At 50.7% G+C, this 11,110-nt stretch carries 11 protein-coding genes and 1 other RNA gene; 6 read left to right on the top strand and 6 right to left on the bottom strand.

Translation table 11 applies throughout. The annotated features are described in order from the left end of the window. Positions 1-291: 291 nt before the first annotated feature. A complete protein-coding gene (locus TW89_RS02715) occupies positions 292-1,242 on the bottom strand; it encodes a D-2-hydroxyacid dehydrogenase (RefSeq protein ID WP_128580471.1) in 951 nt (316 codons plus the stop codon). Positions 1,243-1,369: 127 nt separating this feature from the next. Here TW89_RS02715 and TW89_RS02710 point away from each other — a divergent pair, with 127 nt between their 5' ends. Continuing rightward, the gene (locus TW89_RS02710) at positions 1,370-1,588 is read left to right on the top strand and encodes a DUF2061 domain-containing protein (RefSeq protein ID WP_070826381.1); all 219 of its coding nucleotides are present in this window, start codon (positions 1,370-1,372) and stop codon (positions 1,586-1,588) included. Positions 1,589-1,752: 164 nt separating this feature from the next. After that, a complete protein-coding gene (dinG, locus tag TW89_RS02705) occupies positions 1,753-3,903 on the top strand; it encodes an ATP-dependent DNA helicase DinG (RefSeq protein WP_128580470.1) in 2,151 nt (716 codons plus the stop codon). 68 nt (positions 3,904-3,971) lie between these two features. On the opposite strand, the gene TW89_RS02700 is transcribed toward dinG, so the two are convergent. Further along, positions 3,972-4,427 carry a GNAT family N-acetyltransferase gene (locus tag TW89_RS02700; RefSeq protein ID WP_128580469.1) on the bottom strand — a complete coding sequence of 152 codons (456 nt, stop codon included), beginning with the start codon at positions 4,425-4,427 and terminating at the stop codon, positions 3,972-3,974. A 166-nt stretch (positions 4,428-4,593) separates the two neighbouring features. Here TW89_RS02700 and TW89_RS02695 point away from each other — a divergent pair, with 166 nt between their 5' ends. Further along, positions 4,594-4,860: a DUF3079 domain-containing protein gene (locus TW89_RS02695; RefSeq protein WP_070826385.1), complete on the top strand. Its 267-nt coding sequence runs from the start codon at positions 4,594-4,596 to the stop codon at positions 4,858-4,860. 82 nt (positions 4,861-4,942) lie between these two features. Here TW89_RS02695 and TW89_RS02690 read toward each other — a convergent pair whose 3' ends face one another. After that, positions 4,943-5,425, bottom strand: a complete 483-nt coding sequence (locus TW89_RS02690) for a dihydrofolate reductase (protein WP_128580468.1) — start codon at positions 5,423-5,425, stop codon at positions 4,943-4,945. A gap of 197 nt (positions 5,426-5,622) precedes the next feature. Here TW89_RS02690 and TW89_RS02685 point away from each other — a divergent pair, with 197 nt between their 5' ends. Next, entirely contained in the window at positions 5,623-6,420 is a 798-nt protein-coding gene (locus tag TW89_RS02685) for a factor H-binding protein (protein WP_128580473.1), read from the top strand. Between the two features lie 89 nt (positions 6,421-6,509). Here the strand turns inward: TW89_RS02685 and asd are convergent, their stop codons facing one another. Beyond that, entirely contained in the window at positions 6,510-7,625 is a 1,116-nt protein-coding gene (asd, locus tag TW89_RS02680) for an aspartate-semialdehyde dehydrogenase (protein WP_128580467.1), read from the bottom strand. Positions 7,626-7,868: 243 nt separating this feature from the next. On the opposite strand from asd, the gene TW89_RS02675 reads away from it, so the two are divergent. Together TW89_RS02675 and mltA are read left to right on the top strand one after the other, a co-directional pair. Next, entirely contained in the window at positions 7,869-8,441 is a 573-nt protein-coding gene (locus TW89_RS02675; RefSeq protein WP_128580466.1) for an RDD family protein, read from the top strand. Positions 8,442-8,530: 89 nt separating this feature from the next. Beyond that, complete coding sequence (gene mltA / locus TW89_RS02670) at positions 8,531-9,853, top strand: murein transglycosylase A (RefSeq protein WP_128580465.1); 1,323 nt, start codon at positions 8,531-8,533, stop codon at positions 9,851-9,853. 107 nt (positions 9,854-9,960) lie between these two features. Here mltA and rnpB read toward each other — a convergent pair. Both rnpB and TW89_RS02660 read right to left on the bottom strand, forming a co-directional pair. Then, an RNA gene (gene rnpB, locus TW89_RS02665) (RNase P RNA component class A) lies at positions 9,961-10,315 on the bottom strand. 53 nt (positions 10,316-10,368) lie between these two features. Beyond that, positions 10,369-11,097, bottom strand: a complete 729-nt coding sequence (locus TW89_RS02660; RefSeq protein WP_128580472.1) for a hypothetical protein — start codon at positions 11,095-11,097, stop codon at positions 10,369-10,371. Positions 11,098-11,110 lie beyond the last annotated feature (13 nt).

Genomic DNA, 11,110 nt, shown 5'->3' with positions numbered 1-11,110 from the left:
GGGGAGGATTAAGGGGGTATTTGAGTAGAGTCAGGAGTGATTTGGAATAGGAACAGCCGAAAACCTGTGTTTGGATTTTGGCTGTTGGGGGAAGGACTTTTTTGCAAAGGTCTCAGGCCGTCTGAAATACTCAGACGGCCTTTTTATAGGGTTATCCACAATAAAGAATGAAACGATTTAACCTATTTTATAGATAACTTTATGAAATAAATAAGAATTAATAAAGGCCGTCTGAATATTTCAGACGGCCTTTAAAATTGTTCACAACCTTATCAACAGGTTTTCCATAGATTAAACCAGATTTTGCGGATTACCGGCCACAAAGTGGTTGATGTTGTCCAAAAGAATGTCAAACAGACGGTTGGCGGCCTCTTGGCTTGCCCATGCAATGTGTGGCGTGACGATGAGGTTGGGCAGTCGGGCTTTCAGCAGAGGATTGCCGTCGCGCGGCGGCTCTTGTGTCAATACGTCAAAACCTGCACCGCCGATTTGGCCGTATTTCAACGCCGCAACCAAAGCGGCTTCATCTACCAAGCCGCCGCGCCCGCAGTTGATGAGGATGGCGCCGGGTTTCATTTGCTGCAATTCGGCTTCGCCTATCATGTTGGCCGTTTGCGGCGTGAGCGGGCAATTAAGCGATACGACATCGGCGGAGCGGATGGCTTCGTCAAAGGAAACATAGCCGTCGCGGACGCTTTGGGCATTTTTATGTTCGGCGAACACGACATTCATTTTGAAAGCCTGAGCATAAGTTGCCAGCGTTTTACCGATATTGCCGCGACCGAAAATCGCCAGTGTTTTACCGTTTAAATCGCGCATCGGTGCGCCGAGGTGGCAGAAAAACGGCGAGTTTTCCCACAAGCCTGCCGCAACGTCGCGCTGGTAGGCAGGCAAGTTGCGCATCAGGGTAATCATCATCATAAACGCGTGTTCCGCCACGGATTCATTGCCGTAAGCGCGGATATTGCACACTGCCGTGCCGTTTTGTTTGGCAGCCTCAACGTCCACATTGTTGACGCCTGTCGCGGTAACGGCAACCAGCTTGAGTTGTGGATTTTCGGCAAATGCTTGGGCGGAAATCACGACTTTGTTGGTAATCACAATGTCCGCGCCGCGGATGCGCTCCAGCGTTTCGTGCGCTTCGGTTGTGCCGTAGCTGCTCAATGTATGTGGAAAATCAAAATCAAACGGGCGGTTGACGAGGGTATCGCGGTCGAGGACGACAATGTGGAGCTGGTTCATAAAATTTCTATCAAAAATAAATATCGATTTATAAAATCTAAATAAGGATAAAGGATTTAAAATATACGCGTTAGTTGATAATAATTATTATGTAGCGATTAAAACATCAATGTATCAGGAAAACAGCATGATTAAAACCATTACATTTGCTATTTTGCATTTCAGCGTCGCATTTAGTGTCGCCTATATTCTGACCGGCAGTATCGGAGTTTCCAGCGCGGTCGCTTTGGTCGAACCCATCGTCAATACCGTTGTCTTTTATTTTCACGAAAAAGCGTGGAACCGCTACGAGAAAAACAAATCCGAAAAGCAAAAATTGTGGGTGCCTTTACATCAGTGCGGCTAAAGTTTCAGACGGCCTTTTGCTTGATTAAAACCGATTATGCCTTTGCGGTTCGTCCATCGCCATCAAAATGCCAAACCCTAAAATAGAGTAAGACTTTACGAAGGCTTCATGAAGGTAAAAATGCTAAAATACGCTATTCTTGCAAACCCATTCAGACGGCCTCAATGCTCACCGATTTAGAAAAAAACGCCATCCGCGACCATTACCAAAACATCGGCAAAAACCTGCCCGGTTTCCGTCCGCGCGCTTCGCAGCGGGAAATGATTGCGGCGATTGCCAACGCTTTTTCGCGGACGTTGACGCGTGAAGAAGGCGAAGAAGCACCCAAACGCGAGGGCGAGAGCATTGCCGTAATCGAAGGGCCGACCGGTGTGGGTAAATCGTTGGCCTACCTTTTGGCCGGCGGCATCATGGCGCAAACGCGCGGCAAACGGCTGATTGTCAGCAGCGCGACGGTGGCTTTGCAGGAGCAGTTGGTTGACCGCGATTTGCCGTTTCTGGTCGAAAAAAGCGGTTTAGAGCTGACCTTTGCGCTTGCCAAAGGGCGCAGCCGTTATCTTTGCCCTTACAAACTCTATCAACTGACGCAAAACAACGCCCAGCAAAACCTGCTTGGTTTTGAAGTGCCGGAAGTGTTGTGGGACAGCAAACCCAAGCCCGAAGAATTGAACCTACTGCGCGACATTGCCGATGAATTTTCCGCCCGCCGCTTTAATGGCGACCGCGACACTTGGCCGGAAAAAATCGATGACGCGATTTGGCTCAAAGTTACCAACGACCGCCACGGCTGCCTGAAATCCGCCTGTCCCAACCGTCCGGAATGCCCGTTTTACCTGGCACGCGATGTCTTGGAAACCGTCGATGTCGTCGTTGCCAATCACGATCTTCTGCTTGCCGACATCAGTATGGGTGGCGGCGTGATTCTGCCTGCGCCCGAAAACAGTTTCTATTGCATAGACGAAGCGCACCACCTACCCAAAAAAGCCCTCAGCCGCTTTGCCGCCGAACATTCATGGAATATTGCCGTTTGGACGCTGGAAAAACTGCCGCAGCTGACCGGCAAAATTGCCGCGCTTACCGATAAAGCCGAACTTGCCAACCTTGCCGACGAAGCTGCCACATCCTTGCTCGACAGCCTGCATGAATGGCAGTTCCATTTGGCGGAAGAGCCGTCTTTAAGTCTGGGGTCGTCTGAAAACGACAGGCGGAAACACAACGAACCGACTTGGCTGTGGGAAGACGGCAAAATACCCAAAGGCCTGGAGACCACAGTTTCCAATACGGCCATTGCTGCGCGCAGCCTGCTCAAGCACGTTGTCGGCTTGAACGATGCGCTTTCTGCCGCTCGCCGCGAAAAAGAACAGGACGGCGCGCTCCTCGACCGCCTGACCAGCGAGTTCGGTCTTTTTATCGCCCGTATCGAACAAATCAGCGCGGTTTGGGATTTGCTCTCCACCGTTCCCATTGAAGGCGAAGAGCCGTTGGCGAAATGGATAACCCGCCGTGCCGACGACAAAAACGACTATATTTTCAACGCCAGCCCCATCAGCAGCGCATCCCACCTTGCCAACAGCCTATGGCGGCGCGCGGCAGGCGCGGTGCTGACTTCGGCCACCCTGCAATCGCTCGGCAGCTTCAACCTGATTTTGCGTCAAACCGGCCTATTATGGCTGCCCGAAACCACCACGCTTGCTTTGGAAAGCCCGTTTAATTTCGATACGCAAGGCGAGCTGTATATTCCGCCGGTTCATGCCAGCCCCAAAGACCCTGATGCGCACACGGCTGCCATTGTCGAATGGTTGCCGAAGCTGGTTTCGCCGGTTGAAGCCATCGGCACGCTGGTGTTGTTTTCCTCGCGCAAACAAATGCAGGACGTCGCCTTGCGCCTGCCTGACGAATACTTGCCGCTTCTGCTTGTGCAGGGCGAGTTGCCCAAGGCCGTCCTGTTACAAAGGCATCATCAAGCCATTGCCGAAGGCAAAGCCAGCATTATTTTCGGCCTTGACAGTTTTGCCGAAGGCCTCGACCTGCCCGGTACGGCCTGCGTGCAAGTCATTATTGCCAAGTTGCCGTTTGCGATGCCGGACAACCCCATCGAGAAAACCCAAAACCGTTGGATTGAACAACGCGGCGGCAATCCCTTTATCGAAATCACCGTTCCCGAAGCCAGCATCAAACTGATCCAAGCCGTCGGCCGCCTTATCCGTACCGAACAGGATTACGGCCGCGTCACCATCCTCGACAACCGCGTCAAAACGCAACGCTACGGCCAACAATTATTGGCCTGCCTGCCGCCGTTTAAGCGGATAGGGTAGTTGTGGATAATTCAAAGGCAAAGGCCGTCTGAAACCAAATGTTCAGACGGCCTTTTATTCTTTTCAAACTATAAATCCAATTTCATGACGGATACGGTTTCCCCGTTGTGACAAGTCTGCGTGATTTCTTTCCAGCCGAACTTTTCATACACGGCCTGCACATCCGGCGTATAGAGAAACAGATGCGGCAAACCCAGTTCGCATGCTTTATCCAGGCAAAACGAAACCAGCTGCCTGCCCACGCCCAAACCGCGAAATTGCGGCAAAACGAACACATCGCCCAGCCAATATTCGTATTCGGGAAAACACGCCATATCAAACCGCTTCAATGCCGCCGAACCCATCAGCAGCCCTTCGTTATCCACAGCCGCAAACGCCAGCGGCAAGTCATCCCCATTAAGGCACTGCACGTAATACGCATGGATTTTGTCCAAAGACGACCACGGCGCAAAATCGTGCCATTCCTCAAACAGTGCGAGGGCTAAAGGCTCGACAAATTCAGGCTTCAGACGGCATATGTTCATATCGGGTCCTCTTGTTGTACCGCGTAGGGATAGTTTTACAGTATAGGCCGTCTGAAAGGTTAACACATCTTAAAAAATCAGCGTAAAACACGATAAACCCGCCGCCAGCCCCATTCAAATCACTTATAATTCTGCCCGTACCGCACACAAACAAAAGAAGAACATCATGGCCAAGAAATTTCCCATTTTCCCGAAAAATCCCGAGCGTATCTGTTGGGGTTGCGACAAATACTGCAAAGAAGACGATTTACAATGCGGCAACGGTTGCGAGCGCATCCAACACCCCATCGAGTTGGACGGCCGCGATTGGTATAAAAAAGGCGACTGGAGCAATTTGTTGAGCGAAGAGCAGCAAATCGAACTTGGACTGAAAGAAGCGCCCAAGCAGGCCAAACCGCATATTAAGCTGCCTTTGAAAAACAAAACGGCTTAAACGGCATGCCGTAAACAAACGAAATAAAAAGGCCGTCTGAAACCTGAAAAACAGGGTTCCAGACGGCCTTTGCGTTGTCGGATTATGCCTTCACATAATGCACAAACGCGTATTCGATGCCTTTGGCGGAAACATGGTTTTCCCGAGAGGCTTCTTGCCATGTTTCTGTGGAAAACTCAGGAAAAAACGCATCGCCGTCCACATCCAAACCGACTTCGGTCAAACACAAATCGGTGGCAATCGGCAGGGCTTGTGCATAAATTTGCGCGCCGCCCATGATGATGACTTCTTCAACCCCCTGACACAAAGCCAGCGCATCTTCCAAAGAAGCCGCCGTTTGCGCACCTTCGGCCTGATAATCTTGGCGGGTGATGACGATATTTTGACGGCCGGGCAGCGGTTTGCGCGGCAGCGATTCCCATGTTTTGCGGCCCATAATGACGGGTTTGCCGGTGGTATAGGATTTGAAAAAGGCAAAATCCTCGGGCAAATGCCAAGGCATGGTGTTGTTAATGCCGATACAGCGGCGGGCGGCGTAGGCGGCGATAAGGGTGATTTTCGGCATGATGAAATCCGTTTGCAAAATAAAATGATTATAGCGGAAGGGAGGCGGGAAGGACTGAATGCCCGATATTTTTAAAATGTTTCAATATTTATAAAATTAATATTCAAAATACTTAATTTTGACAAAAATCATTTATTGTTCATTTTTTTAGGTATATGATAAATATCATACCAAATAAAAAAGGAAAGGAAAAAATGATGAGAACCCTCCGCATTTCTGCTTTGACTGCTTCCCTGTCTTTGATGCTGGCTGCCTGTGGCGGCGCAACAAGCGGCTTGTCGAATGCCGTGACCGAGCCGCTCAATCCGCATCCGAAAGGTGTGTTGTCCGTTGAATTGAACGAATCCGTCCCTGAAAACGGTACGTTGGAGCTGACGGCCAACGGTAAAACGCAAACCCTGAAAAAAGGCGACAAACTCGATACCGGCTTTTTGAAAACCGATAAAGTATCTTCTTACGACTACGCCCAAAAAATTAAGGTAAACGGCCAAGTCATCACTTTGGAAACGGGCGACTTCCAAGTGTATAAACAAAATTATTCCACTGTTGCCGCGCGTTACGCCAAACAAAAAGCCGATGATGCAGGCAAGCTGCAAAACCTCGATACATACACATTTACCGTCGGCGAAGTCCAAGGCGATGAAACAGCGTATCGCAATTTACCCAAACAAGGCAGCTATCAGTATTCGGGTATCGCGTTTAACGGCGACGACCGCAGCGGCCGTCTGAAATACACCGTCGATTTCGATAAAAAACAAGGTTACGGCAACATTAGCAGCATGGCTTCCCACAATAATGTCGACCTGCTTGCCGCAGGCATTGCCAATAACAATGGCAGAGCCGCCATCAGCGGTAAAACCAGTTTGAACGGTATCGAAAACGGCCGTTACGATTTGAAACTTTTCGGCCCGCAGGCTGAAGAAATTGCCGGTAAGGCGCAAATCAAAGTTGGCGATTCCACCAAAGAAATCGGTTTGGCCGGTAAGAAAGAATAGGAAACAAGGCCGTCTGAACATTTCAGACGGCCTTATTGTGACAAAAAAAGCAACGGCCCAAACCGTTGCTTTTTTCATGCCAACCTAAATTACAGGCTGCCCAAGATAATGCGCAATACGCGGCGCAACGGCTCGGCAGCACCCCACAAGAGTTGGTCGCCGACAGTGAATGCGCTGATGTATTCGCCACCCATCTCCAGTTTGCGGATACGGCCGACAGGAACAGACAGCGTGCCGGTAACTTTGGCGGGCGTCAGCTCGTGGATGCTGGCTTCTTTTTCGTTGGGGATGACTTTCACCCAGTCGTTCGCGCCTGCCAAAATCGCTTCGATTTCGGAAACGGGCAGGTCTTTTTTCAGCTTCAGGGTGATGGCTTGGCTGTGGCAGCGCATAGAGCCGATGCGTACACACAAGCCGTCGATTACGGTCGGATTGTCGCTGCGGCCGAGGATTTTGTTGGTTTCCACGCCGCCCTTCCATTCTTCTTTAGACTGGCCGTTGCCCAAATCCACGTCAATCCACGGAATCAGGCTGCCGGCGAGCGGTACGCCGAAGTTGGCTTTCGGATAGTCTTCGCTGCGCAAGAAATCGGATACTTTGCGGTCGATGTCGAGAATCGCGCTGGAAGGATCGGCAAGCTCGTCTGCCACTTTGGCGTAAATCGCGCCCATGCCGCTGATGAGTTCGCGCATGTTTTTCGCACCTGCGCCGGAAGCGGCTTGGTAGGTCATGCTGGTTGCCCATTCGACCAAATCATTTTGGAACAAACCACCCAAAGCCATCAACATCAGGGAAACAGTACAGTTGCCGCCGATGTAGTTTTTCACGCCGTTTTTGAGGCCGTTGTCGATGACGTTGCGGTTGACAGGGTCGAGGACGATAATCGCGTCGTCTTTCATGCGCAGGGAAGAAGCCGCGTCAACCCAGTAGCCGTTCCAGCCGCTGTCGCGCAGGGGTTGGAAGACGGATTTGGTGTAATCGCCACCCTGACAGGTAACGATAATGTCCATTTTTGCCAATTCGGCAACATCGTTGGCATCCAACAATGTTTTGGCTGCCTGACCGAAATCAGGGGCAGCGCCGCCGACGTTGGAAGTGGTAAAGAAAAACGCTTCGGGAATGTGGGCGAAGTCGTTTTCTTCTTTCATACGCTGCATCAAAACAGAGCCGACCATACCGCGCCAGCCGACGAAACCTACTTTCATGTGCTACTCCTTGAGAAGAAAATCCTGATAAGTTTTATAGTGCATTAACAAAAATCGGAACAGCATCGCCTGCCGCTTTGTTCAGATTTTTGTTAACCCACTATAACAAAGGGGAAAACAAACGTTTTAACGCCGTCTGCGGAAAATGTAAAGGTTTTTATCGAAATTTTTTAGAATGATGGAAAAATAGGTTAAGATGGCAATGAAATTGCATCTCATTAAATAGCACAGAGGAAAGATTAAATGAGCGAAATCAATTTGTCGGATTTGCCTAAAACAGAAATAGTAGATGTCCATATTGCTTCGCCGGGAGCGAGGGTTACGGCATATTTGTTGAATAATTTGTTTACTGTTTTGATATGGGTACCATTCATTGTGATGGTAGTTTTCACTTTTGATGAAAGCAAAGAATTAGTTTCGGAGTCTTCTCTTTCTAATACCCCTGACTATGCAGTCATAACATCTTTTATTTCTTTGGCTGTCTATTTGATTTTTGGTATCTTCCAATTGTATTACATGAGCCGGGACGGTCAGTCTTTAGGTAAAAAAATTATGGGCATACGGGTGTTAAAAAGTGACGGGAGCAATCCGGGTTTCGGTGGTACGGTTTTGATACGCGAAGTGGCTTGGTCATTTATTGTCGGTATTATAGTCATTGCAGTAATGTTGGCAGTAAATGAAACGGGTGGAGATTTGGTTTCTCTGCTTATAGCTTTCATCAACTTCATCATGCTCTTCTCCGTCAAACGCGACCGCCGTACGCTCTACGATATGCTGGCCGATACGGTTGTCGTCAAATTGCCGCCGCGCCGATAAATGGCTTTTTTGTGTTAAAATCAGCACTTTCCAACATAGGCCGTCTGAAAAATAACTTTCAGACGGCCTTTCGACACGCTATTGATTCCATGAAAAAACATCTGTACCGCATCACGCTCGTCAGCATTGCCGCAGCCATTCTTGCCGCCTGCCCGAGCAAAAGCATTAAAAATCTTCCCGAATCCGACACCAGCGTTATCAAAGGCCCTGACCGCCCCACCGGTACGCCTGACCCCGTCGGTACGACAGTGAGCGGGGGAGGAGCAAACTACACCGTAGTTTCCTACAACGAATTGCCGCACTGGGACCTCCAACACTTCGCCAAAAGCCTGCAATCTTTCCGCTTAGGCTGTGAAAAACTTAAAAACCGTCAAGGCTGGCAGGACGTTTGTATCCAAGCCATGCAAACGCCGGCGCACCATTTCCAAGCCAAGCATTTCTTTGAACGCTATTTCACCGCATGGCGCGTCGACAATGGCGGCAATCCTGCCGGCACCATTACCGGCTATTACGAACCGGTCCTGCACGGGGACGACAAGCCCACAAGCCAATCCCGTTTCCCTATTTACGGCATTCCGAACGATTTTGTTTCCGTTCCGTTGGCTGCAAACTTGAGGGGCAGCAAAGCCACCGTCCGCATCCGCCAAACCGGCCCAAACAGCGGCGTCATCGACAACAGCGGCACATACACGGCCGATTTGTCCAGATTCCCGATTACAGCACGCAGCACTGCGCTGAAAGGCCGTTTTGAAGGCAGCCGCTTCGTTCCTTACTACACCCGCAGCCAAATCAACGGCGGCGCGCTTAACGGCAAAGCGCCGATTTTGGGTTATGCAGATGATCCGGTCGAACTTTTCTTTATGCACATTCAAGGTTCAGGCCGTCTGAAAACACCGTCCGGCAAATACATCCGTGTCGGATTTGCCGATAAAAACGAACATCCGTATGTTTCCATCGGCCGCTATATGGCGGACAAAGGCTATCTGCCGCTGGGTCAGACCAGCATGCAGGGCATCAAGGCCTATATGAAGCAAAACCCCGGCCGCCTTGCCGAAGTTTTGGGACAAAACCCAAGCTACGTCTTCTTCCGCGAGCTGACCGGCAGCAGTGATTCAGGCCCGGTGGGCGCATTGGGTACGCCGTTGATGGGCGAATACGCCGGTGCCATCGACCGTCACTACATCACGCTTGGCGCACCATTATTTGTCGCCACTGCCCATCCGATTACCAAAAAAGCCCTCAACCGCCTGATTATGGCGCAAGACACCGGCAGCGCGATTAAAGGCGCAGTCCGTGTGGATTATTTCTGGGGCTATGGCGACGAAGCAGGCGAAGTGGCCGGCAAAATGAAAACTACCGGCTATGTATGGCAGCTCCTGCCCAACGGCATGAAACCGGAATACCGTCCATAAACAGCGGTTTAAAAAAAGGCCGTCTGAAACCAAGATTCAGGTTTCAGACGGCTTTTTTATTTCTATAAAAATGCGGCAGGTTTTAAAAACCTGCAGCGGTATGGGGACATACAGCTCGGACGGTAAGCCGGGTTCTGTCGCGGACAGTCATTCCTCTAGGCACATCATTGCTGGTGTGCTCAAGCAACCTACCCGAACGCTCGGCGAGCAGCGTCATCGCGTTCTGTTTGGTCTTGCTCCGAATGGGGTTTAGCCTGCTGCGCTTTGTTACCAAATGCACGGTGCGCTCTTACCGCACCTTTTCACCCTTACCTGTTTTGCCCGAAGGCAATCATCGGCGGTATTGCTTTCTGTTCCACTTTCCGTCGCGTTGCCGCGCCCGGCCGTTAGCCGGCATTCTGCTCTGTGGAGCCCGGACTTTCCTCCCCGTATGCCTTACGCGGCGACTGTCTGTCCGACCTGTATGAGGTGCGGATTATAACACAGCCGCTATAGGGTTCAGACGGCCTAAATATTTATTTTTTCTTTTTAAATGCTATTTCGGTCAAACCCAATTCCTGTGCTTTTTTGCGGACTGCGGATTCGGGCATTTCGCGTGCCAGGCGGCTGGTGCAGTATTCGGTCATGGTGGTGGCGCAGGCTTTGAAGTTGCCGGTAAAGTCGCTGGCGGCACTTAAAAACGGGATGAGGCGGCCGGCCATGATTTCTTCGGCCGGTGCGTCTGTTTGGGCGGATACGCGTCCGGACTCGACCGCCGAGAAGATTTGTTCGGTAAAGCGTCGGGCGAAGTTTTCTTCTGTTTGGCAGTCTTGGAATGCGGTGTTTTCATGTTGGCAGACGAGGGTAACTTCGCCTTGAGTTTCTTGCAGCGGTTCGGCCAAATCGAGTTTGAGGGTTTGCTTGTCGGTTTGCAGCCAGGCGGTGCGGTCTTGGGTTTTGATGATTTTGCCGTAAACGCCGATGGCATCGTTTTTGGGAATGTTTTTCTGTTCGGCAAGTTGCTGGGCCGAGAATAAGGGGGCTTGTTCGGCAAATGCGCCGCTGGTTTCGTGTTTGAAGTAGGCGGCGAGGTCTTGTTTGATGAGGGCTTGGGTCAGTAGTTTTTCGCCTTCGGTCAGGCGGTGTGCAAAGCCGAGACCTTTGCAAAATTCCCCAAAATCCCCTAAATTCCCACCAAGACATTTAGGGGATTTTCCATGACCACCTTCTTTCAACAAACCGCCCAAGCCATGATCGCCAAACACATCGACCGTTTCC

The organism is Neisseria flavescens (assembly GCF_001618065.1).
Lineage (GTDB): Bacteria > Pseudomonadota > Gammaproteobacteria > Burkholderiales > Neisseriaceae > Neisseria > Neisseria flavescens_A.
Note: the sequence above shows the minus strand (reverse complement) of the source record. Positions and strands in the feature narration are given on the sequence as shown.

Coding starts and splice junctions, on each gene's coding strand:
- TW89_RS02715 (WP_128580471.1), bottom strand. CDS start 1,242: ATGAACCAGCTCCACATTGTCGTCCTCGACCGCGATACCCTCGTCAAC.
- TW89_RS02710 (WP_070826381.1), top strand. CDS start 1,370: ATGATTAAAACCATTACATTTGCTATTTTGCATTTCAGCGTCGCATTT.
- dinG (WP_128580470.1), top strand. CDS start 1,753: ATGCTCACCGATTTAGAAAAAAACGCCATCCGCGACCATTACCAAAAC.
- TW89_RS02700 (WP_128580469.1), bottom strand. CDS start 4,427: ATGAACATATGCCGTCTGAAGCCTGAATTTGTCGAGCCTTTAGCCCTC.
- TW89_RS02695 (WP_070826385.1), top strand. CDS start 4,594: ATGGCCAAGAAATTTCCCATTTTCCCGAAAAATCCCGAGCGTATCTGT.
- TW89_RS02690 (WP_128580468.1), bottom strand. CDS start 5,425: ATGCCGAAAATCACCCTTATCGCCGCCTACGCCGCCCGCCGCTGTATC.
- TW89_RS02685 (WP_128580473.1), top strand. CDS start 5,623: ATGAGAACCCTCCGCATTTCTGCTTTGACTGCTTCCCTGTCTTTGATG.
- asd (WP_128580467.1), bottom strand. CDS start 7,625: ATGAAAGTAGGTTTCGTCGGCTGGCGCGGTATGGTCGGCTCTGTTTTG.
- TW89_RS02675 (WP_128580466.1), top strand. CDS start 7,869: ATGAGCGAAATCAATTTGTCGGATTTGCCTAAAACAGAAATAGTAGAT.
- mltA (WP_128580465.1), top strand. CDS start 8,531: ATGAAAAAACATCTGTACCGCATCACGCTCGTCAGCATTGCCGCAGCC.